23 protein-coding genes are annotated in these 22253 nt (G+C 30.9%); 14 read left to right on the forward strand and 9 right to left on the reverse strand.

From position 1 onward, the window contains the following. Positions 1-37: 37 nt before the first annotated feature. Both AC2I98_RS15675 and AC2I98_RS15680 read right to left on the reverse strand, forming a co-directional pair. The gene (locus AC2I98_RS15675; protein ID WP_486412564.1) at positions 38-469 is read right to left on the reverse strand and encodes an acyl-CoA thioesterase; all 432 of its coding nucleotides are present in this window, start codon (positions 467-469) and stop codon (positions 38-40) included. Between the two features lie 22 nt (positions 470-491). After that, entirely contained in the window at positions 492-1526 is a 1035-nt protein-coding gene (locus tag AC2I98_RS15680; RefSeq protein WP_486412565.1) for an AI-2E family transporter, read from the reverse strand. Positions 1527-1644: 118 nt separating this feature from the next. Between AC2I98_RS15680 and AC2I98_RS15685 the strand changes: the two genes are divergently transcribed. From AC2I98_RS15685 to AC2I98_RS15695, 3 genes are all read left to right on the forward strand, one after another. Next, a complete protein-coding gene (locus AC2I98_RS15685) occupies positions 1645-2664 on the forward strand; it encodes an isoaspartyl peptidase/L-asparaginase family protein (protein ID WP_486412566.1) in 1020 nt (339 codons plus the stop codon). Positions 2665-2700: 36 nt separating this feature from the next. Then, on the forward strand, positions 2701-3483 hold the full coding sequence (locus AC2I98_RS15690) for a hypothetical protein (RefSeq protein WP_486412567.1): 783 nt from the start codon (positions 2701-2703) through the stop codon (positions 3481-3483). 83 nt (positions 3484-3566) lie between these two features. Beyond that, positions 3567-4142, forward strand: coding sequence for a hypothetical protein (locus tag AC2I98_RS15695; RefSeq protein WP_486412568.1), 576 nt, complete (start codon positions 3567-3569; stop codon positions 4140-4142). Positions 4143-4209: 67 nt separating this feature from the next. On the opposite strand, the gene AC2I98_RS15700 is transcribed toward AC2I98_RS15695, so the two are convergent. After that, a complete protein-coding gene (locus AC2I98_RS15700) occupies positions 4210-5094 on the reverse strand; it encodes a NifU family protein (RefSeq protein WP_486414086.1) in 885 nt (294 codons plus the stop codon). Between the two features lie 56 nt (positions 5095-5150). On the opposite strand from AC2I98_RS15700, the gene AC2I98_RS15705 reads away from it, so the two are divergent. Continuing rightward, positions 5151-5663 (forward strand): gamma carbonic anhydrase family protein, encoded by a 513-nt coding sequence (locus AC2I98_RS15705; protein WP_486412569.1) that lies wholly within the window; start codon positions 5151-5153, stop codon positions 5661-5663. 52 nt (positions 5664-5715) lie between these two features. Here the strand turns inward: AC2I98_RS15705 and AC2I98_RS15710 are convergent, their stop codons facing one another. Next, positions 5716-6171, reverse strand: coding sequence for a hypothetical protein (locus AC2I98_RS15710; RefSeq protein ID WP_486412570.1), 456 nt, complete (start codon positions 6169-6171; stop codon positions 5716-5718). 282 nt (positions 6172-6453) lie between these two features. Between AC2I98_RS15710 and AC2I98_RS15715 the strand changes: the two genes are divergently transcribed. From AC2I98_RS15715 to AC2I98_RS15725, 3 genes are all read left to right on the forward strand, one after another. Further along, positions 6454-6981 carry a GNAT family N-acetyltransferase gene (locus AC2I98_RS15715; protein WP_486412571.1) on the forward strand — a complete coding sequence of 176 codons (528 nt, stop codon included), beginning with the start codon at positions 6454-6456 and terminating at the stop codon, positions 6979-6981. A gap of 123 nt (positions 6982-7104) precedes the next feature. Continuing rightward, positions 7105-7752 carry a 2OG-Fe(II) oxygenase gene (locus AC2I98_RS15720; RefSeq protein WP_486412572.1) on the forward strand — a complete coding sequence of 216 codons (648 nt, stop codon included), beginning with the start codon at positions 7105-7107 and terminating at the stop codon, positions 7750-7752. Positions 7753-7885: 133 nt separating this feature from the next. After that, positions 7886-8971, forward strand: coding sequence for a DUF695 domain-containing protein (locus tag AC2I98_RS15725; protein ID WP_486412573.1), 1086 nt, complete (start codon positions 7886-7888; stop codon positions 8969-8971). A 57-nt stretch (positions 8972-9028) separates the two neighbouring features. Here AC2I98_RS15725 and trxB read toward each other — a convergent pair whose 3' ends face one another. Continuing rightward, positions 9029-9973 carry a thioredoxin-disulfide reductase gene (trxB, locus tag AC2I98_RS15730; protein ID WP_486412574.1) on the reverse strand — a complete coding sequence of 315 codons (945 nt, stop codon included), beginning with the start codon at positions 9971-9973 and terminating at the stop codon, positions 9029-9031. Positions 9974-10044: 71 nt separating this feature from the next. After that, positions 10045-11055: a DNA polymerase III subunit delta gene (holA, locus tag AC2I98_RS15735; RefSeq protein WP_486412575.1), complete on the reverse strand. Its 1011-nt coding sequence runs from the start codon at positions 11053-11055 to the stop codon at positions 10045-10047. 3 nt (positions 11056-11058) lie between these two features. Between holA and AC2I98_RS15740 the strand changes: the two genes are divergently transcribed. Together AC2I98_RS15740 and AC2I98_RS15745 are read left to right on the forward strand one after the other, a co-directional pair. Further along, positions 11059-11511 (forward strand): type I restriction enzyme HsdR N-terminal domain-containing protein, encoded by a 453-nt coding sequence (locus AC2I98_RS15740; protein WP_486412576.1) that lies wholly within the window; start codon positions 11059-11061, stop codon positions 11509-11511. A 429-nt stretch (positions 11512-11940) separates the two neighbouring features. Further along, positions 11941-12705, forward strand: a complete 765-nt coding sequence (locus AC2I98_RS15745; RefSeq protein WP_486412577.1) for a hypothetical protein — start codon at positions 11941-11943, stop codon at positions 12703-12705. Positions 12706-12769: 64 nt separating this feature from the next. Here AC2I98_RS15745 and AC2I98_RS15750 read toward each other — a convergent pair whose 3' ends face one another. From AC2I98_RS15750 to AC2I98_RS15760, 3 genes are all read right to left on the reverse strand, one after another. After that, entirely contained in the window at positions 12770-13405 is a 636-nt protein-coding gene (locus AC2I98_RS15750) for a carbonic anhydrase (RefSeq protein ID WP_486412578.1), read from the reverse strand. 50 nt (positions 13406-13455) lie between these two features. Next, on the reverse strand, positions 13456-15000 hold the full coding sequence (locus AC2I98_RS15755; RefSeq protein ID WP_486412579.1) for a SulP family inorganic anion transporter: 1545 nt from the start codon (positions 14998-15000) through the stop codon (positions 13456-13458). A gap of 102 nt (positions 15001-15102) precedes the next feature. Next, a complete protein-coding gene (locus AC2I98_RS15760) occupies positions 15103-15462 on the reverse strand; it encodes a hypothetical protein (RefSeq protein ID WP_486412580.1) in 360 nt (119 codons plus the stop codon). Positions 15463-15672: 210 nt separating this feature from the next. On the opposite strand from AC2I98_RS15760, the gene AC2I98_RS15765 reads away from it, so the two are divergent. The 5 genes from AC2I98_RS15765 (at position 15673) to AC2I98_RS15785 (ending at position 22241) form a co-directional block, all read left to right on the forward strand. After that, positions 15673-16491, forward strand: a complete 819-nt coding sequence (locus AC2I98_RS15765) for a hypothetical protein (protein WP_486414087.1) — start codon at positions 15673-15675, stop codon at positions 16489-16491. A 183-nt stretch (positions 16492-16674) separates the two neighbouring features. After that, on the forward strand, positions 16675-18561 hold the full coding sequence (locus tag AC2I98_RS15770) for a S9 family peptidase (RefSeq protein ID WP_486412581.1): 1887 nt from the start codon (positions 16675-16677) through the stop codon (positions 18559-18561). Between the two features lie 177 nt (positions 18562-18738). Then, positions 18739-19440: a hypothetical protein gene (locus AC2I98_RS15775; RefSeq protein WP_486412582.1), complete on the forward strand. Its 702-nt coding sequence runs from the start codon at positions 18739-18741 to the stop codon at positions 19438-19440. Positions 19441-19507: 67 nt separating this feature from the next. Beyond that, complete coding sequence (locus AC2I98_RS15780) at positions 19508-21697, forward strand: ATP-binding protein (RefSeq protein ID WP_486412583.1); 2190 nt, start codon at positions 19508-19510, stop codon at positions 21695-21697. Beyond that, complete coding sequence (locus AC2I98_RS15785; protein WP_486412584.1) at positions 21687-22241, forward strand: biliverdin-producing heme oxygenase; 555 nt, start codon at positions 21687-21689, stop codon at positions 22239-22241. Before AC2I98_RS15780 ends, AC2I98_RS15785 begins: the two co-directional genes overlap by 11 nt. Positions 22242-22253: the final 12 nt, after the last annotated feature.

A 22253-nucleotide genomic window follows, 5' to 3' on the forward strand; every position in this document is an offset into this window, starting at 1 on the left:
AAGACTTAACTACTGCTAATTTTTTTTAGGTGATATATTAAAGATTTCCTTCGTAATTTTTAAAATCATTTTTTACCCAATCTGGTAATTCCATTGATTTTTTTGCTTCCATATCGTACATTACTTGCGTACTTTTTCCGTTGCAATGAATCAAATCTTTACCATTTTCGTCTTTACTTGTTACAATATACTCGAAATCGAAACTTTTGTTACCTAATTTAGAAACACGAACTCCAATACGAGGTTCTATAGCATCTGGTCGCAATTCTATTTGATAACTTGCCTCTATATGCGCAATCACAAACATATGTCGAGTCCATTGCCATTTTTTACTCGAAGCTAACATATAATATGCCCGACCAATTTGAAAATATTCGAAATAAAAAACGTTATTAACATGACCAATTGGATCAAAATCGCTCCAACGAGGTTCTAAATTTTTAAAGAATTTAAAATTTTCTAAGTTCATTTTTTAGTGGTTTTAATTTTATTTAATCTTCAGGATTTGGATCAATAAATTCATATTTGTATAATTTTACTAACCAAAAGAATACTGAAAATAAGATAGGTCCAAATATAATTCCGATAAATCCGAATAGATTTAAACCAACGATTACTCCAAAAATAGTAATTAATGGATGAACATCTGCCATTTTTTTTTGTAAAACTAAACGGATTAAATTATCTGAAAGCCCAACAATTACAAAGCAATAAATTAATAGTCCAACAGCATGTCCTGTATCTCCGCTTGCAAGTAAAAATAACGCAAGAGGTACATAAATAAGCGCAGCGCCAACGACAGGTAACATTGCAGCAAAAATTGTTAGAATAAACCAAGTAAATGCATCATCTACTCCAAAAATAAGATAACCGATATAAGCAATAACAGCTTGTATAAATGCTGTTAAAGGCATTCCTATTGCATTTGATATTACCAAATCTTTTAAATCTTTATTCATCTTGACTAAATTGCTCGTTTTAAGAGGAATTGTTTTGTAGAACCAATTTTCAAGCTTTTGATGATTCATCAACATAAAGTACAAAATAAGAAAAGCAACCCCCAATTGAACTGTCATATCCATAGAAGCATTCAATGTTTTTTCTAATAATTTTCCTCCAACTTGCGTAATTTTTTCAATATTAGTTGCACTAAAAACATCGATATGAAATTTGGTTTGTAGCATTTCGATAATTTTATTGACGTCAGTTTTTATTTGTGCTGTATCGTTCAACAAAACCATAACTTTATTCGTTAACATTTGAATGAGTAAATATAATGGACCGATGATCAATATTGCACTACTTATCATCAATAAAATTACACTTGCCAATTTGTTCCATTTTTTTACTTTAACCATCCATTGTAAGGGGTTAAGAAGTAAAACATACAAACATAAAGCGCCAAGGAAACCAGGAAAAAATGCTAAAAGATTTTTGGTAATTAATCCAAAAACCAAAAGTATAATTGCAATAAATGCTAACTGCAATAAAACATTATTAGAAAGATAGTGTTTATTCGAATTCATAGGTGTTTATTTGTTTAATAACAGTTGTTGATAATTTTGCTTCTATCAAAATCAATGCTAAAAATAGTTAAATTCTATAAACTTTTTTATTTTTAGGCGTTGATAAAAAAAATTACACATGAAAAAAATAATAGGTTTACTCTTTTCAGTTCTGACAATCTCTACATATGGACAGACTAAGCAAGATAAAGTTGTTTTGGTAATACATGGCGGAGCAGGAACGATTTTGAAGAAAAATATGACGCCAGAGAAAGAAAAAGCTTATCGTGAGGCGTTAGAAGAATCTCTAACGAAAGGTTATGAAGTTATAAAAAAAGGTGGAGAAAGTGAAAATGCTGTAATAGAAGCGATAAAAGTAATGGAAAATTCGCCCTTATTTAATGCTGGAAAAGGAGCGGTTTTTACACATGAAGGAAAGAATGAATTAGACGCTTCTTTGATGATTGGAAATACGATGCAGGCTGGTGCTGTAGCTGGAGTAACAACGATTAAAAATCCAATTTTGGCTGCAAAAGCAGTCTTACAAAATTCAGCTCATGTAATGATGGTTGGTAAAGGAGCAGAAGAATTTGCGCAAAATCAAGGTTTAGAAATTGTCGATCCAAGTTATTTTAAAACTGAGGAACGTTGGAATTCTTTGCAAAAAGTTTTAGAAAAAGATAAAGAAAAAATGGAATTAGATCATGATGCAAAAACACAAGCTTATGTTCCATTTAATTTTGTAGATGAAAAATTTGGAACTGTTGGAGCGGTTGCTTTAGATAGCAAAGGACATATTTCTGCGGGTACTTCTACTGGCGGAATGACAAACAAACGTTTTGGACGTATCGGAGATTCTCCTATAATCGGGGCAGGAACTTATGCCAATAACGAAGTGGGTGTTTCAAGTACAGGTTGGGGCGAATATTTTATAAAAGCTGTTGCTGCTTATGATGTTGCTGCTTTGATGAACTACAAAAAACTTTCATCTAAACAGGCAGGTGAAGAGGTTATAAAAAAGATTGGACAACTAGGAGGAGATGGCGGAATGATAATTTTAGATAAAAATGGTCAAGCAAGTTTTCCGTTCAACACTGCTGGAATGTACCGCGGAAGTATTACACAATCAGGTAAGATAACTATCGAAATTTATCAATAAATTTGGAACGCATTTTAAATTAAAGAAATACAATACATGATAAAACAAATTTTACTAACAGCCACTGTTGTTCTTGCGAATTTTGCAACAGGACAAGTAACATCTATGATTAATGATAAAAATGTAGATGCTTCGACAAAAGTATATGGAATGGCGCCTTTAACAGATGCAACGAAAGCCTACGAAAAATTTAACTTTATGTTAGAAAACTCTGCGGCGATTCAGTTTGCAAAGCCACTTTTAGAATATGGATATCAATCGTCTAATTTTCAGGCACAAGAAAATGGATTGATGATTTACATGGTAAAGGACAAAAAAATAGTGGACCAATGGTTAGTGAATCCAGTTTTTTATAATACATTTCATGACGGTACTCCTTACTCGTATGATGCAGATAAATTGGCTGTTCTTGCAGAAAAGTACCCGTTGTTGTACAAAGAAGAAAAACGTCAATATAAAAATGAAAAAGAGTATCAAAAACAACGTCAAGCATTGTTTGCAGATCCTTATAACTTGATTATTACTGAGCCAGATTTTACTTACGAAGGATATTTTGATGTTCAATTTCCTCAAAACGAACAATTCAAAAACCCAGAATCTGTAATTGCGTATTTGAAACCAATTGTAGAGAAATTAACAAAAAAGAAATTTGATATCAGCTATTCTATTTCAGAGAAAAATATTTTAGATCGTACGCAATTCACGGTTACTGTTGCTGGAGAAGAAAATATCCATAAAAAAATAAAATTAGACAATGTGCAGAAAGGAGATTGGCAGTCATTAAGTTATGAAGCTGTAATTTTCAGAAAAGCAAATTAATAGATAGAAAAGGTTTTTGAAATATTCAAGAACCTTTTTTTTTGCGTAAAAGATTTGTAATTTCAGTTTTTAACCAAAATAATATGAACTCAAATTTCTATAAAATATTACAAAAATCAAAAGAAAATCAATCTATTATAGCTATTTATAATGACCCAGAAGGAGATAATTTTTGGGCTGGATATATTTTAGATTTTAATGATGAATTTTTTACCATGCAACATATTTCAAAATATGGAAAAAAAGACGGAATTTTAATTGAACCTTATTTCAAAATTAGTCGAATTGATGTAGATGATTATTGTAAATGTCTAAATTATTTGAAAGAGCATCATACTGATTTGGATGAAGAAAAATTAGTGCAATTTAATACAACTACAGAAGAGAATTGGATGAATCAAATTTTGGGACAAATAAATAATCAAACCGATTATGTTTCGAGATTACAATTCAATAATAACAGTCGTTTTGCAGGATTTATTCGAAATTTAACAGAAGATGATTTTGAACTTAAATGTATAGGTTCTGAAGGAACAGATGAAGGTTCTTTGTATTTTCAGATTGATGATATTTCATCTATTCGGGTAAATGATTTAGAAGCAAGAAGAAGATTATTTTTATACAATTATCGTCGTTCTATTGACTTTTTTGATGAGTAATCGAGAGATTTTAAATAAAAAAATCCAACTCATTTGAGTTGGATTTTTTAGTATTATGTGTTTAATTTTATCCATTAACAGCTTCTACATTGTCTACAACATCGGGCATCATTTGTTTTAAAATTCCTTCGATACCATTTTTAAGTGTAGCTGTAGAAGAAGGACAACCCGAACAAGCTCCTTGCAATAACATTTTTGCAGTACGTGTTTCTTCATCAAACTCAATCAATTCAATATTTCCACCATCATTTGCAACTGCAGGCTGAACATATTCATCTAAAATAGCTTTTATTTGTTGCTCAACAGAAGAAAACTCTTCAGCAGATTTTACAACAATATGTTCAGGAGCATCCGTTTTAAATTCATAGAATTCTTCAAAAACTGGTCCACCAGCTTGTAAATAATTTGTGATAAATGAACGAACATCCATCATCCAAAGTGACCAATCTTCTGAATCATTTTTAGTTATTGAAACATAATTATCAACAATAAAAACTTCTTCGATAAATGGGTATTCTTGATATAAAGCAACTGCTAAAGGAACACCTGCCGCTTTTTCTTTCGATTTTATTTCGATAATTTCTGGTGCTAACATAGAGTTTGAAACGAATTTCATCGCAGCAGGATTTGGCGTCATTTCTGCATAAATAGAAATTGGAGCCTTTTTCATTGGCGCTAAAATTGCGTTTTCTTCTAAATGTTCGTTGATAATTTCTTTCAAATCTTCTGTAACATCAGCCCAATCAACAGCATCTATTTTTTCTATCGCTACAAAATTCGCAGTGATAAATATTTTTTTAATAAATGGTATAGTTAATAAAACTTGTGCTAAAGGAGATTCGGTAGCCGTAGATTCTTTGTCAAATTCAACGCCACCTTGTGTTAAAGTCTCGTCACAAACGAACTTCATCACATTATTATTTGGTGTAATTTCTTCGTATACTCTCATAATGATACAAAAATAAGCTATATTAATGTATCTTTATCATTAGAATTATAGATTTTGTTATGGCAATAGTAAAAGAATTAAATGGGCATACGCCAAAGTTCGGTGAAAACTGCTTTTTAGCAGATAATGCAGTTGTAGTAGGAGAGGTAGAAATGGGAAATGATTGCTCAATTTGGTTTTCAGCTGTAGTGCGAGGAGATGTTCATTTCATTAAAATGGGAAATAAAGTAAACATTCAGGATAATGCAACGATACATGCGACGTATCAAAAATCACCAACTATTATAGGAAATAATGTTTCAATTGGACATAACGCAATTGTACATGGTTGTACCATACATGATAATGTACTTGTTGGAATGGGCGCAATTGTAATGGATGATTGTGTAGTAGAATCTAATTCATTGATTGCTGCAGGAGCTATTTTAACGAAAGGAACGCATGTAAAAGAAGGAGAGCTATGGGCTGGTATTCCTGCAAAAAAAATAAAAGATGTTCCAAAGGAACTGAAAGAAGGCGAAATAGAACGTATTGCAAATAATTATTTGATGTACAGTAGTTGGTATAAGTAAAATCTTATCCAAACAAAAAAGTCATCTAATTTAATGGATGACTTTTTAATTTCTACATCAAACTAAATTGTTTGAAATGATGTGTAAAATGTTTTTTATGAAATGTTTTCCAATCTTCGTAGCCAATTTCAGCTAAAACAGGATTCGTAATTTTTGCTTCAGGGTTTTCTTCAAAATAAGCATTAAACTTATCTATTTCTTCTTCTAATTTTTCAATAGAAGCCTCTAACGAAGCATATCTTAAATCTAACAAGCCTTCCATTCCATTTGCTTTTATTCCTTGTCGCATTTCTTGATCAGATTCTAAAATAAACGCTTTATATTGTGGGATTTGCTCTGCCGGAATTTTACAAGGAACACTCAAACCTCCATTCGAAATTTTAGTTGTTACGATTAAATGTTCAACCATATGTTGAGGGGTCATAATACCCCATTCTGGCTGTTGATCAACTTTTAAACTTTTTAGTTTAGATAGAAGTTCTGCTTTATTTTCAAAATTTAGAAACATATTGTTTTTTTAACTTAATAGAATGGTAAGTTAATTTTTTTAATCCATTATGAGAAATAATTTATATCCCTTTTTTAGGTTAAGATTAAATATGAATTGATTAAAAAAACTTTTGTATTGTTATTAAATGTTTTTTAAAGTGATGACTATGCGTGTAATAGCTTGTTAAATACGATAATAAATCTTGTAAACTAAATCAAAATATGCAACACGAACAATTATCAAAATATTAATTATTTGTTGTTAGATTTAGATAAATTAGTCTTGTATTAAACGAAAGAAATGATAAATATTCAGCCTAAATTAGAGAACGATTTAGTTCAGCTACAACCATTGGTATCAACCGATTTCGAAGAGTTGTATCTTGCAGCTTCAGATCCCAGAGTTTGGGAACAACATCCAAATAAGAATCGTTGGAAAAGAGAAATTTTTCTCAATTTTTTTGAAGGCGCAATCCAAAGTAATGGTGCTTTTAAAATAATTGACAAAGAGACGAATAACGTGATTGGAAGTACTCGTTTTTATGATTATAATGAGGAAGATTCATCTATTTTAATTGGCTATACTTTTTACAGTACAAATTGTTGGGGAAAAGGCTATAATCCGTCTGTTAAAAAGTTAATGTTCGATTATATTTTTCAGTTTCTAGATAAAATTTATTTACATGTAGGAGGTGATAATGTGCGGTCCCAAATTGCTGTAGAACGCTTGGGATGCAAAAAAATAAAAGAAGAAGAAATCGAATATTTTGGTGAAGAACCGAAATTAAATTTTATTTATCAGTTAGATAAAAATGACTGGTTTAAGTAATTGATAATTAAAACGAATTTTTAAGGACAGAATATTTCTGTCCTTTTTTTTGAAAAAAAACTAAAATTATGATTATGCTTTTTTTAATAAAAACTACTTTTACTGAAGTTTTCATAATAATGAATGAGTAATATTACATTAAACCCAATTTATGAAAAGATTATTGATGACTTATCAAATCAAAAATACTCTATTTCAGACTTTTTTTTCTCAACAGAGGAAACGAAGCAACTTCGCGAAGCAATAATTCGAAAAGAAGATAAAAAAGTTTTTCATCAAGCAGCCATTGGAAGTTCAGTAAACGAACAAGTTGTTAAATCAATCAGAGGCGATAAAATCAGATGGATTGATGAAGAAAATAAAACCGAAACAGAAGAAATCTTCTTTCAGAAAATAGATGAATTTATCGATTATCTAAATTTAACCTGTTATATGGGAATTGAGGAAAGTGAGTTTCATTATGCAATTTATCCAGAGGGAACCTTTTATCAACGACATGTCGATGCGTTCAAAAATGATGATAGACGAACATTGTCGATCGTTTTGTATTTAAATGATGAAGAATGGAAAGACGAGTACGGTGGGCAATTGACACTTTATTTACAAGACGAAAATAACACCGAAAAAGAACTTAATGTTTTGCCACTTGCTGGTCGACTTGCTGTTTTTGATAGTAAAACTATTCCGCACGAAGTAAAAACTGTTCATCAACCACGTTACAGTATTACGGGTTGGTTAAAAACAAGAGGTCATATTTTGACGTATTTGTAATAAAAATCTGTAGTTGTTTTGTAGTCATTTCTTGTGATTATTTGTAGGATTATTGTAGTGACGAAAAATTTATATCATTTACAATAATCGATATATTTGATGAATAACTAATTTAAAATACAACGAAACACATATGAGTTTTTTAAAGAATATTTTCGGGAAGAAAGAAGAGGTCGTAAATAGTTACGAGACTTTTTGGAAATGGTTTCAAGAAAATGAACATAAATTTTTTGAAACGGTCAAAAATCAACGAAATATAGAGAAGGATTTTTTTGATAAATTATCTCCTCAATTAGATAAAGTCAAATCAGAAATTTATTTTTTGACTGGAATGGCTGATGACAATACAGTTGAACTGATTTTTACTCCAGATGGTATTATAAAAAATATTGTTTTTGTAGAAGAACTTGTTGCTGCAGCACCAAAATTATCAAATTGGAAATTTACAGCTCTAAAACCTGCAACAGGAAAAATGGGCTTGCATATGGGAAATTACACTTTTGCAGAAGAAAATCTTTCATTTTATCCAATCATTCACGAGAATTATCCAGATGAAATAGATATTGTAATTGCTTTCGATCAGTACAGAGAAGAAGATAATGGGCAAATCTTCAATGGAATTTATATCTTTTTAGACAATTATTTAGGCGAGTTGAATACCGTTACGATTATTGATAATCTTACAGTTATCGCGAAAGATAATGCTGAGCAAGAATTGATTCCGATGGGAAAATTAAAAGACTATTTAATTTGGCGAGAAAAGGAGTTTGTAGAGCAATATGTAGCAACAAAATATGATACGGAAAATGATAGTTATTCTATGCTCGAGGCAAAGCTGGAAAGTGGAAATATGTTGTTAGCCGTTATTAATACGAACTTGCTAAATTGGGATTCAAAACCTTCGCATCCGTGGATGGCTAAATTAATTTTAAATTATGATGGAAGCGAAACGAATGGTATGCCAAATGAAAGTGATTACGAATTATTAAATGCAATTGAAGACGAATTGATGGAATCTTTGGTCGATGTAGATGGTTATTTGAATGTTGGGAGACAAACTGTAAAAGGTGAAAGAGAAATTTATTTTGCTTGTAATGATTTCAGAAAACCATCAAAAGTATTTTATGAAATACAGCAGAAGTATAAAAATGTTTTTGAAATCAATATCTCTATTTTCAAAGATAAATATTGGCAATCATTAGATCAATTTAAACAATAAGAATAAAAAAACTCAACCAATTGGTTGAGTTTTTTTGATATGTTATTGAAAATATAATTATGCTTCAAAAAATTCTGCAACATAACGTTCTGCATCTAAAGCGGCAGCACATCCAGAACCAGCAGCAGTAATTGCTTGTCTATAAACAGAATCTTGTACATCACCAGCAGCAAAAACGCCAGGTACATTTGTTTTGTACGAACGATCTTGTGTAATTAAATATCCAGTTTCGTCCATATCCAATTTACCTGCAAATAAATCTGTATTTGGTTTGTGACCGATTGCAATGAAAACTCCATCGACAATCAATTCACTTTCTTGATTTGTGATATTGTTGATGATTTTAGCTTTTTCAACTACATTATTTCCTTCCAAACCAATTAATTCGTGGTTATATAAAACTTCTAAATTGTTTGTATTTGCAACACGATCTTGCATGGCTTTAGATGCACGCATTTCGTCTTTACGAACCAATAAATACACTTTGTTACAAAGTTTTGATAAATAAGTAGCTTCTTCCGCAGCTGTATCTCCACCACCAACTACTGCAACATCTTTACCGCGGTAAAAGAAACCATCGCAAGTTGCACAAGCCGAAACACCACTACCAGCGTATTTAGTTTCGTCGTCTAATCCTAAATATTTTGCTGTAGCTCCTGTAGAAATAATGATAGAACGCGCTTGATATTCGCCATTATTTGATTTTACTGTATGTACATCACCTTCTTTTTCTCCAAAAGTTACTTCTGTTACATATTCGTATTTTATTTCAGTTCCAAAACGTTCTGCTTGTTTTTGTAAATCAGCCATCAATTCTGGTCCTGTAACTGCTTCTGGATAACCTGGAAAATTCTCAACATCTGTAGTTGTTGTTAATTGTCCACCTGGCTCCATTCCAGTTAAAATCAACGGATTCATATTTGCACGTGCTGCATAAATTCCTGCTGTATATCCTGCAGGACCTGATCCTATGATGATGACATCTCTTACGTTATTTTCCATTATGTTGTTTTATTTTGTTACAAATTTAGTATTTCTTATTTAGTATTTTTGATAGATTGAATAGATGAAAATTATAGATTCATAATTTTATACACTAATTCTATCAGCAATTGACTTGGAGTTACATTTCCAGTTGTTCCTACACCTTTACCTTTTAAATCATATTCTCTGATAAATGAAATAATTCTCGTTGCTTTTTTTAGTGGATAATTATTGGCAGCTGTCATCATTCCTTGTACAAAATATGGATTTATTCCCAAGACTTTTGCTAAGTTTTGTTTGGATTTATCAGGTGTTACATGGATTTGAATGATATTGGTAAATAGATTGAAAATCGTGGTAATTGAAACAACGTACGGATTGTCTTTCGGATTTTTTTCGAAATATTTGATGATTTTAAATGCTTTTTCGATGTTCTTCGTTTCGATTGCATTGCGAAGTTCAAAAACATTATAATCTTTACTAATCCCAATATGTTCCTCAATATGATTTGGTGTAATGGTTTTATCTGCGCCAACTATTGTAAAGAGTTTCTCTAATTCATTATTCAATCGAGATAAATCTGCACCTACATATTCGGTCAATAAAAACTTTGCTTTTGGTTCAATTTTAAATTGATTGGCAGTAACTTTTTGTTCTATCCAAGCAGGTAATTCGCTTTCGTAAATCTTTTTGAATTCGTGGTAATATCCTTTTTCATTCAGAATTTTATAGATTTTCTTACGTTTATCAAGCGAATTTCCTTTGTAATTGATGATTAAAACCGTCGAATCTTGTACTTGATTGGCATACATTTCCAATTGATCTATTGAACGACTAAGGTGTTGTGCTTCTTTTACAATAACAACCGATTTTTCTGCGCCCATTGGATATTGACGCGCCATTCCTATTAATTGTCCAACTTCTAAATCTTGTCCATAAACTATTGTTTGGTTAAAACCTTTTTCTTCTTCTGGTAAAATATTTGCTTCCAACAAATCAGTTACCTGATCGATGAAAAACGGCTCGTCGCCCGCCAAGAAGTAAATCGGTTTATAGTTTTTGTTTTTTATATCTTTGATCAAAGATTCTACAGGACTCATACAATGACTGAATTAGTACAATTAAATTTTTCCGAAAAATACCAAATAAGATTGAAACAAGCCCAAGATAAATTGTATATCTTTTGTTTGATTCGAAAAAAATGGTTGGTCTATACGCCCGAAGAATGGGTTAGGCAACACGTTCTGAATTATTTAATCAACGATTTGGGTTATTCAACTTCTGCAATAGCTTTGGAAGTGCCAATTGATATTACAGGAATGCGAAAGCGTGCGGACATTGTAGTTTATCAGCAAGAAAAACCTTGGATCATGGTAGAATGTAAAGCGCCACATATTGCAATTTCTCAAGCAACTTTTGATCAAATTGCACGATACAATATAGTGTTAGGTTCTCAATTGTTGATGGTAACAAATGGTGTTAATCATTTTTATTGTATGATGGATTTTGAAAATAAACGATATAATTTTTTGAAAGAGTTGCCGAAGAAGTGGTAATTTGAAAATGAGCTAATGTGTTGATGTGAAAATTTGTCAATTCGAGCGATTTTAATGGATCTTGATTACGTCCCGAACGTAGTCGACGTGGTTCTGAAGCAAGCAGACTAGGTTCCAAAGTAAGCTAGCTTAGTATTTTAGTAAGCTGATGAGGTTTTGTACCCAGTTGATTAGGTTCAGAACCTCGCTGACCATGTAAGGAGCGTTATATTTGAGGTTAGATAACCTCGTTTTCTTGGTTCAGAACCAAGCCAGCTAGGTAAAAGAGACCGTCAGCTTAGTTAATTTGGAAGCTGACTAGGTTCAGAACGTCGTCAGCTAAGTCTTTAAGTAAGTTTGCTGAGTAAATTAGGTAGTTAGCTTAGTGTATTACATAGAAAATGTAGTTTATTTTGTGAAATGGTTTAACTTTATTAACAAAGAAGTAATATGTTTAATCCTTCGAGAAGAAATAGAAATATAGGTACTGCCAAACAGGGTTTTAGTCAGAATAATAAGTTGACAATTTCTACTCCATATGGTAGTTACCAATCTTTTTATGAAAAACTAACAACTTATAAAAAAGAGAGTAGGATTATTAATAATCATGAATTTGTATTTGTAGTGGAAGATACAAGGCTAAATTCTGTTCATGCCTGTTCAATAAATGATATTGTGGAAATTATTTCAAATATACCTGTTGAGGATTATGGAGAATTAAAATTTATAGTTTTGAGACAATCAAAGCGAAAGGAGCAAATTATTTCGAGTGTTTGGGGGAGATTAGTTTATTTATACGAATTCGAGAAAGAAGATTTTCCTGCTATTATTTTAGAATCTATAGATAAAGATTCACAATTGATTTGGAGTAAAAAACTTTCAGTTGATGAACGAAAAGAATTTGAAAGACTTAAAAATGATGGACATATATTTGAAGAAAGTAATAAATATTTTACATCTAAAATAGAACCTGAATTTGCAAGAAATACACAGTTATATAGAACATTACTACACGAATTTGGTCATTATGTGCATTATTTAGAACAAGTAGAAAAACCAGGTCATGAGGATGAAGGATTTGATGAATGGGAGAAACGAAATGATATTCATGTAAATCTTCCGAAAGAGGAAAAAGAAAAGTTTGCGAATAATTATGCAGATAAAATAAAATCTGAACTTATTAAGAAAGGTGTGATTCCATTCAATCAATTATAAATAAAAAGCCACTCAAATAGAGTGGCTTTTACATTACTAAAAAATATCTAAAGAATTAATTGTATTATAACCAAGTTACAACGCCTGAATCTACACAGTAGTTAGCACCTATTATCTTGATTTTCCCTTCTTTTTCTAAATTATTCAAGGTTGCGCTTTGATTACGAATATCTTCTATGGTTTGTATAACGTTTTGGTGATTTAATCTTTCTAATAAATCTGCATTTTTAGAAGAGCGTTCTTCACCTTCTTGAATGATTTCGTCGATAATTGGATTGAAATGATCAACCAAATGACACAAATTATTCATTCCAGTTTTGTGAATTGCTTCAGCGTCTAATCCGCCTTTCAAAGCGCCACATTTAGAGTGTCCTAAGACAACAATCAATTTAGAGCCAGCCACATTTGTTCCAAATTCCATCGAACCTAAAATATCTTGATTAACGAAATTACCAGCAATTCGTACACTAAAAATATCTCCTAAACCTTGATCGAAAATAAGTTCTGCAGAGGTACGGCTATCAATACAGCTCAAAACAACGGCAAACGGCCATTGTCCCTCTCTTGTGTCATTCACTTGTGAAAGTAAATCTCTGTTCGCTTTTAAATTTTGAACAAATCTTGCATTTCCTTCTTTTAAAAATTCTAACGCTTTATCTGGAGTTGTTGTTGCTTGAGTTTCTGATGTATGTGCTTTCATTATATTTAATTTTATTGTGTGTGTTTTAATTTTTATATGTTTTTTACAGATTAATGAGCTCCGGCAAACAATACGTAACCAAAAAACTCTCTGAATGATGGGGGATTATCGACTGTTCCACGTTCGGAAATTAGTCGAATATTAATGTTATTATTTTTTGCTTTGACCTTAAATTCATCTAAATATTCGATGATATCGTAATCTAAAATTCGAGTTTTACGAACATCTAATTCTAAATTAGATCCAGGTTTCAGACCATCTAATTCTTTTACTATTGCACCACGATTAACAAATGTTACTTCTTCAGCAAAATTCATATGGAAAATGTTTCCTTCTTTTACTAACATCACGTGCGAATTGTTGTAAGATTTGATTAATGAAACCACAACACCAACGATTAAACCTATGATAATACCTTTTAATAAATCGGTTGTAAGAATTGCAATTACTGTTACTGCAAATGGAATTAATTGATCTTTACCTAATTTTTTCATGTCCAAGAATTGCTTTGGATTTCCTAATTTATAACCGATAACCAATAGGATAGAAGCTAAAACAGCATTTGGAATTAAGTTTAGAAACATTGGAATAGAAATTACACTCACCAATAATAATAAGCCATGGGTAATTGTAGAAAGTTTAGAAAGTCCACCACTCATTGCGTTTGCAGAAGAGCGAACAATAACTTGTGTTACGGGTAGACCACCAATTAAACCTGATAAAGAATTCCCAATACCTTGAGCAATTAACTCTCTATTTGTAGGCGTTTGACGTTTTAATGGGTCTAATTTATCTGTCGCTTCTACGGATAATAAAGATTCCAACGAAGCCACAATAGCAATTGTAAATGCAACTTGCCAAACCAATGGATTTGTTAGCCCACTTGCAAAATCAGGGGTTGTAAATTGGCCAAGAAAGTCAGAAATACTCTCTGGAACAGGAACTTTTACTAATAAGTTGTGATCAATAGAAAATACTTCGTGATTTGTATCCCCAATAGTAATTTGGTATAAAATACCAACTAAAACAGCGACCAATGAACCTGGTAATAATTTGAAAAAGTTTGATTTCTTTCCTAATATATTATCCCATACAATCAAGATGAATAAAGATATGATGGTAATAATAATAGCTCCTGGGGTAATATTAGAAATGCTAAAATCACTAATCGAAAAATTACCTTGATAACCGAAAGCTAACGGAATTTGTTTCAAGAAAATTGAGATACCAATTGCACACAACATTCCTTTGATCACTGATGATGGAAAGTAATAACCGATAACTCCCGCTTTGAGAATTCCTAAAAGTATTTGAAAAATACCTGCAATAACAACGGCAACTAAGAACAGCTCGTAGGCACCAAGATCTGTAATTGCAGTTAATACAATTACAACTAAACCAGCAGCTGGTCCAGAAACGCCGATTTCTGATTTTGAAATTAAGCCGACTACAATTCCTCCTACAATTCCGGCAATAATTCCGGCAAATAGAGGCGCACCACTGGCTAACGCAACACCTAAACATAAAGGCAATGCAACGAAAAAGACAACAATACTCGCTGGTATGTCCTTTTTCCAATTTTGAAAAAGATTCATAATGGTTTTAAAATGAATTATTTAATTTTTTAAAAAATGAAATGAGGTTGCTTTTCTAAATCAAGAATTGAAATAGAATGTGCAAAAAATCTAAATAAAAAATTAAGCTAATTCAGGAGGTGGTGTAGTTACACCATTATTCAAAGAAGAGTATTTCTTAGAATGATGAAAATCTGAAAGTGGATTTTGTTTCGCTTTGTAAAACGTAAACAATTTGATTACATGAAAGTAATGTATTTTCTCAGTAATTTCTTTCGAAGAAGTTTGTTGATTATTTTCTTCTTCTGTTGAAGTTTGAGAAAATAGAGCTTTAGTTGCGTCTTTTGTAGAATCTTTGCAAGCATTTTGCTCCATTCTCATCTGATAATCCAAATACCCCGCAAGCCCTTGCATGTTCGTACTGAACACCAAAAGTAGCGTGAAAAAAATTCCAATGGTATGTTTTATCAGGTAGTCTTTCATTGTGTCACAAAAATATATTTTAATTTTTAATTACAAAATACTTAAAAGAATTTTTAATAAATATTTATCATTTTATTTTATAAAGCTTTATAAAGTTTATTGATTAAAAGTATTATGGAGATATGAAATTGATATCATAAATCATTTTTACTCAGTTTTTTTAAGAATAAATTTGCAAAAAATATAATTTTGAGAAAGTATATAAGTGTAATGTTTTTAGTTGTATTAGTTGCAACTACTTTCGGGCAAGGAAAAAATAATAAAGGTAAATTTTATATTTATTGGGGATGGAATCACGCGCAATATACAAAATCGGACATTCAATTTAAAGGTGAAGGATACGATTTCACTTTAGATAATGTAGTGGCACATGATCGTCAAACATCTTTTGGAATCAAGTATTTTAATCCAAGTTCTATGACAATTCCTCAATATAACTTCCGTTTAGGTTACTTTGTTTCGGATAATTGGAATATCTCTTTTGGTATTGATCATATGAAATATGTAATGGATCAAGATCAAGTGGTGAACATGAATGGATCAATTAATACAGGATCAGAATTTGATGGAAACTTCAATAATGTTGATAAAAAATTAACAGAAGATTTTTTAACATTTGAACATACAGATGGTTTAAACTATGCAAATTTAGAGGTTCGTCGTTTTGATAATATTCAACATTTTCCAATTACAAAAAATGGAAAAGGAATAGATGTTAACGTAACAGCAGGTTTAGGAGTAGGTGTTTTATATCCACGTTCTAATGTAAAATTAATGGGTAACGAGCGTTACGATGAGTTTCATTTAGCAGGTTTTGCAACGGCTGCTATGGTAGGGATTAACTTTACTTTTTGGGATTATTTCTTTGTACAAGCAGAGATGAAAGGAGGTTACGCAAATCTAAATGATATTCGTACAACTGCAGATAAATCTGACAAAGCAAAACAAGATTTTTTCTTCTCTCAACAAAACTTAGTTTTTGGAGCTATTATTCCAGTTTTTACTCATAAAAATAAGTTAAACTTTTAATTAAAAGCTTAAATATAAAATATATAGCCTAATTTTAAGGATCGATTAGACGATTTGAAAAAATTATTAGCGGAGACATCATTTAAATACATTTTGTATTGAATGATGTCTTTTTTTATGACCAATAATTATCGTTCTCAATAAAGAATTGCTATTTTTACAATGAAATTGAATAAAATTAGCATGAATAGATTTTCTATATTGGTTGCAAGTATCTTGATGACGACAACAGCAATGGGACAAAAAGTAATGACGCCAGAATTGTTATGGCAAGTAAAAAAAGTTTCTCCAGTTGGAGTAACTAAAGATCAAAAAAATCTTATTTACAAAGTAACTTCTACAAACGTTAAAACGCAAGAAGACACATCAAAAACATATATGATTTCGTTGGCTGGTGGTAAAGCTTCGGAAATCGAAGAATACAAAGCGCTTTTGTCTGATGTTTCATTAAATAAATCTCAACAATATAAAGCAGAAACGGATAAAGTTAAATTACAAAAAGTTTTTGGTTCAGATTATTATCCAGAAATGGACAAATCGAATGTGCAGATTTACAATGAATTAAATTACAGACATTGGGACACTTGGAACGATGGTAATTTTGATCACTTATTTGTATCAGAAAATAAAGAAAATTCAACTAAAATAGATGTTTTAAAGGATGAGCCTTATTCAGTTTCTGAATTTGTTTGGTCACCAGATGGAACAAAAGTATTATACGTTTCTAAAAAGAAATTTGGTACAGATTACGCTTTAAGTACGAATACAGATATTTTTCAATACGATTTAGCAACAAAGAAAACGACAAATATTACAGAAGGAAAAATGGGTTATGATAATACACCAAGTTTTTCTTCTCAAGGAGATTTTGCGTTTTTGAGCATGGAGCGTGATGGTTACGAAGCAGATAAAAATGATTTGATTGTTCGTCGTGGTGATATCGAAATGAATATTACAAAACATTGGGACGGAACTGTTCAAAATTACAAATGGAGTAATGATGGAACAAAAATCTATTTTAATGCACCAGTTGGAGGAACAATTCAATTATTTGAGGTTGATGTAAACTTCAAAATGAGAAAAATGCCTTTTATCAAACAAATTACAAAAGGTGATTTTGATATTGCAGATATTAAAGAAGTCGTAGGAAATAAAGCAATCGTAACTAAAACAGATATTAATCACGCAGCAGAAATTTATGTGGTAGATTTAAAATCTGGAGCGTTAACGCAATTAACAAACGAAAATAAAGATATCTTCGATAACATTGCATTAAGTGATGTAAAAGCGAGAAAAATCAAAACAACAGATGGAAAAGACATGCACGCTTGGGTTGTATATCCGCCAAATTTTGATCCAAATAAAAAATACCCAACTTTATTATATTGTCAAGGTGGACCACAATCTGCTTTAACTCAATTTTATTCTCCTCGTTGGAATTTACAATTAATGGCTGCTCAAGGTTATATCGTTATCGCGCCAAATCGTCGTGGAATGCCAGGACATGGAGTAGAGTGGAATGAGCAAATCTCGAAAGATTGGGGAGGACAAGTAATGCAAGATTATTTAGCTGCGATAGATGATATTTCAAAAGAATCTTATGTAGATAAAGATCGTCGTGGAGCTGTTGGTGCGTCTTACGGAGGATATTCTGTTTATTATTTAGCAGGTATTCACGAAGGTCGTTTCAAATCATTTATTTCTCATAACGGTGTATTCGATTTGAAATCGATGTATGGAACAACAGAAGAGATTTTCTTTACAAACTGGGACGCTGGAGGTGCTTGGTGGGAAACAGATAACAAAGCAGCCCAAAAAACATATTCTAAATTTGATCCAAGTAGTACAGAATTAGTAAATAAATGGAATACACCAATGTTAATATATGTTGGTGGACACGATTATCGTGTGCCAATGGGACAAGGACAAGAGGCTTACCAAATTTTACAATTGAAAGGTATTAAATCTCGTTTCATTTATTTTCCTGAAGAGAATCACTGGGTGTTAAAACCTCAAAATTCAATCATTTGGCATACAGAATTTTTCAAATGGTTAAAAGAAACATTATAATTCAATTGAATTAAAATCATAACTAAAATTTAAAAGTGTAATTTCTATTGAAATTGCACTTTTTTTATTTCTTTGAAAATCAATGACAACATTCAATAAGCGAGTCAATTATTTTTTAAAATTTTGTAGAGTAGAATAATCGTTGTAAATTCAAAAACAGAAGTCAAAACCCAATTTATGAGTAAGGATAATAACAAAATATATTTTTCGAATAGCCCATTTACTAACGGTCACAAAGTAATAGATTTTGTTTGGAGTGCTCGTCTTGATGAAAATTTTGATCTCTGGATGGATCTTCATTTAGAATCAGACAATTACGATGAAGAAGAGGAGTATAAGGACGATTTGGATGAGATAGATGACATTTCGCAAGAAAATGCTGAAAAGCAACTTTGGATTAATTATGATCATGCTATAATTTCGAGTACATATTGGAACAATAAAGGAATTAAGATAAATAATTCGGAGCAATTAGATTTTAATCAACTCAATAAAAAAGTATTTGACATAGATCCTCTTCCAGTTAATCTTGAAGAAACTGAAGAATTAGCATTTGGTGTGTCGATGTTAGGGAATGATACAGTTGCACAACACGAAATTACTTTTTTAGATACTGAAGAATTTGGTGTTTTTGATATCAAATGGAAAGGGAAAATTGCCAACACCTATTTAGGTGAAACTGATTTTAATTATGATTTTTATGTATACATGAAGAACATAAAATTTAATGGAATTAAAGTACATCCATCTCTTGAAAAAGAGAAAGTAACAGATTTTTTTGCATCTCGTTTAACGCATTACAATGATTTTGAATTGGTCGATACAGATGAATTAGAATTAGAAAATTATATTTTAAAAATAAAAAGACAAGAAGATTAGAAATACACGTAAATTAGAATGATTTTTTACGGTGAATTATTAATCAATCTCTAAGCAACTAAATAATATGATCAACCAAATCATCAAAAACTGTGAAGACGAGGAAATTCAATTTCTTAATGAAATTCAATCTTTTGGATATTTAATAGGAATTCACAAGAATACTCTAAAAATTGAATTTGTCTCTCAAAATATTGATGAGGTTTTTCATACTTCTGCGAAAGAAATGCTTGGGGTAGAAATACAAGAAATCTATGATTTCGAAATAGATTTCGAAGAAGTTTTAGCCTTAGACTTGGGCGATTTTAATCGTTCTCATATCACTATAAATTCAGAAGGTTATCACGTCACAACTTTTCATACAAACGATTTCATTTATTTAGAATTAGAAACTTTACTAATCTTAGAAAATAGATTAGCATTTTATAAATATTCTGAACAAATTTTATATGCCAAATCAATAGAATCTACTTGGGATAATTTAGTTTCTTCAATCAAGAAATTGACGGAATATGATCGCGTTATGCTGTACCAATTTTTAGAAGATGGTAGTGGAATTGTAATCAACGAAAAAATTGACGAAGGATTAGATTCTTATTTGGGATTACGATTTCCGGAGTTTGATATTCCAAAGCAGGCTCGTGAATTGTATTTAGATAAGAAAAGTAGAATGGTTTCGGATGTTGATGGACTTAGAATTCCACTTATAAGTTCTAATCATCTAAAAATAGATTTGAAATTTTCATCTGTGCGAGCACTTTCGCCAATTCATTTACAATATCTTCGAAATGCCAATTGCTCTGCGAGTTTTTCAGTTTCGGTAGTGATCAATGAAAAATTATGGGGAATTGTAGCTTGTCAAAATACAGAACCAAAATATATTCCAAATCAAGTTCGTTTGCAATGTGAATTATTAACACGTTTGGGAAGATTAACGTATGTAAATTTTAAATCGAGCGAACGTCTAAAATTTCAAAATCATTTCAACGAAATAGCTATAAAACTCAAAGAAAATCTTTTGACAGAAGAAAATCTTGAGAATTCGATGAATAATAATCTTCATCAAGTTCTACATCTTACAAAAGCAGATGGGATAGCTTTGGTGAATTATGATAAAGTTTTTAGAGAAGGAGAAACACCAAAAGAAGATGAAATTATTCGAATAAAAGAATGGGCGTCAAATAATAATTCGGGTGAATTATTTACGTCCGATTCCTTTTATATGGATTATGGTGAAGAACTAAATATAGGAGTAAAAGCTGCTGGAATTATGTCTTGCTTTTTGGGACAAGGTTCTAATCATTTCATTATTTGGTTTAAAAAAGAACAGCTTCAAAAATTGAATTGGGCAGGTGATCCAACTAAAGTAAAGAAAGTAGAAATCATTGATGATAAAGAAATTCATTATTTATCACCAAGAACATCATTTAAAATTTGGCAAGAAAATATAAAACATAGATCATTTATTTGGCTCGAAAAAGAAAAATATGTAGCCAAAGAAGTGGTCAAATTAATCATAGAAACTCTTAATTTACAATCTTTCAAGATTCATAGTTTATACGAACAATTAAAAGAAATTAATGATGAATTAGATTCGTTTTCTTATACTGTTTCGCACGATTTACGAACACCTTTGTCTATCATGAAACTAAATTGTCAAATGCTTCAAAGAAGTTTGAAAGATGATCAAATGAAGAATGATCGCCTTAAAAGTGTGATTGAGGAAATTGATCGAATGACAGAAATGATGCAAGATCTTTTAGCATTAAGTAAAGCAAAAAAAGGTGATATTACATTATCGACTATTGATACAAAACCTATTATAGATAAAATAGTACATGACGTTTTGTTGTATTATAAATCGACAAATACAGAGGTTGTTGTAGAGAATGTCAATAATGTTTTGGGAGATAAAACAATGTTTTACGAAGTGTTACTAAACGTTGTAGGAAATGCAGTAAAATATTCGTCTCAAGAGCAAAATCCAACAATCAAAATTTCATCAGAAATAGTTGATGAACATGTTATTTTTAAGGTAAAAGACAACGGAATTGGTATAAAAGAAGAAGATCATGGGAAAATGTTTAAACTTTTTAGTCGTATGTCCAATACAGGTAATATTTCTGGAAATGGAGTAGGACTTTCTATAGCGCATCGCATGATGAATAGAATGAATGGAAGTATAAATTTTGATAGTAAAATAGGAGAAGGAACGACTTTTGTATTAACATTTAAAAAATGTAACGATGTTATCTGATTATTTAAAAGAAAAAACAGCAAATTATCACCAAGAAATTGAAGAGAAATTAGAGTCGAATAAATTGTTTAACAGCACGTTTACCGATAAAAATTATTATAAAATGTTGCAGGTTAATCATGTCTTTTTAAAATCGTATGAAGATTCGATTAAACAATTTTTGACTGAAAAAGATTTAGAAAACTTAGCTTTAACAAAATTGAATAAATTATCGCTGATAGAAAAAGATATTCAAGAGTTAGGAATTGATGAGTTACAGGTTAATAAACAATATGAATTAGCAAACAGAGCCGAAGCTATTGGAGCTCTTTATGTGATAGAAGGATCTATGCTTGGAGGAAATGTAATTGCGAAAACATTAAAGAAGTACCCTTTTCTAGAAAATAAAAGTTTTAATTATTTTGGACATTATGGAGAAAATCTTGGATCAATTTGGAAGACGTTTATTAATTATATCAACCAAGAATTTACTACTGAACAAGAGCAGCAACAGGTTTTTGAAGGTGCAAAAAAAGCCTACGAAGATTTGATACGTTTTGCTTAGATCATAATTATC

The sequence above is a fragment of the Empedobacter sp. EJD.6dd genome, assembly GCF_057369435.1.

Coding starts and splice junctions, on each gene's coding strand:
- AC2I98_RS15765 (WP_486414087.1), top strand. CDS start 15,673: ATGTTTTTAGTTGTATTAGTTGCAACTACTTTCGGGCAAGGAAAAAAT.
- trxB (WP_486412574.1), bottom strand. CDS start 9,973: ATGGAAAATAACGTAAGAGATGTCATCATCATAGGATCAGGTCCTGCA.
- AC2I98_RS15740 (WP_486412576.1), top strand. CDS start 11,059: ATGACTGAATTAGTACAATTAAATTTTTCCGAAAAATACCAAATAAGA.
- AC2I98_RS15775 (WP_486412582.1), top strand. CDS start 18,739: ATGAGTAAGGATAATAACAAAATATATTTTTCGAATAGCCCATTTACT.
- AC2I98_RS15690 (WP_486412567.1), top strand. CDS start 2,701: ATGATAAAACAAATTTTACTAACAGCCACTGTTGTTCTTGCGAATTTT.
- AC2I98_RS15760 (WP_486412580.1), bottom strand. CDS start 15,462: ATGAAAGACTACCTGATAAAACATACCATTGGAATTTTTTTCACGCTA.
- AC2I98_RS15780 (WP_486412583.1), top strand. CDS start 19,508: ATGATCAACCAAATCATCAAAAACTGTGAAGACGAGGAAATTCAATTT.
- AC2I98_RS15720 (WP_486412572.1), top strand. CDS start 7,105: ATGAGTAATATTACATTAAACCCAATTTATGAAAAGATTATTGATGAC.
- AC2I98_RS15675 (WP_486412564.1), bottom strand. CDS start 469: ATGAACTTAGAAAATTTTAAATTCTTTAAAAATTTAGAACCTCGTTGG.
- AC2I98_RS15695 (WP_486412568.1), top strand. CDS start 3,567: ATGAACTCAAATTTCTATAAAATATTACAAAAATCAAAAGAAAATCAA.
- AC2I98_RS15685 (WP_486412566.1), top strand. CDS start 1,645: ATGAAAAAAATAATAGGTTTACTCTTTTCAGTTCTGACAATCTCTACA.
- AC2I98_RS15785 (WP_486412584.1), top strand. CDS start 21,687: ATGTTATCTGATTATTTAAAAGAAAAAACAGCAAATTATCACCAAGAA.
- AC2I98_RS15680 (WP_486412565.1), bottom strand. CDS start 1,526: ATGAATTCGAATAAACACTATCTTTCTAATAATGTTTTATTGCAGTTA.
- AC2I98_RS15715 (WP_486412571.1), top strand. CDS start 6,454: ATGATAAATATTCAGCCTAAATTAGAGAACGATTTAGTTCAGCTACAA.
- AC2I98_RS15755 (WP_486412579.1), bottom strand. CDS start 15,000: ATGAATCTTTTTCAAAATTGGAAAAAGGACATACCAGCGAGTATTGTT.
- AC2I98_RS15750 (WP_486412578.1), bottom strand. CDS start 13,405: ATGAAAGCACATACATCAGAAACTCAAGCAACAACAACTCCAGATAAA.
- AC2I98_RS15710 (WP_486412570.1), bottom strand. CDS start 6,171: ATGTTTCTAAATTTTGAAAATAAAGCAGAACTTCTATCTAAACTAAAA.
- AC2I98_RS15725 (WP_486412573.1), top strand. CDS start 7,886: ATGAGTTTTTTAAAGAATATTTTCGGGAAGAAAGAAGAGGTCGTAAAT.
- AC2I98_RS15705 (WP_486412569.1), top strand. CDS start 5,151: ATGGCAATAGTAAAAGAATTAAATGGGCATACGCCAAAGTTCGGTGAA.
- AC2I98_RS15770 (WP_486412581.1), top strand. CDS start 16,675: ATGAATAGATTTTCTATATTGGTTGCAAGTATCTTGATGACGACAACA.
- holA (WP_486412575.1), bottom strand. CDS start 11,055: ATGAGTCCTGTAGAATCTTTGATCAAAGATATAAAAAACAAAAACTAT.
- AC2I98_RS15745 (WP_486412577.1), top strand. CDS start 11,941: ATGTTTAATCCTTCGAGAAGAAATAGAAATATAGGTACTGCCAAACAG.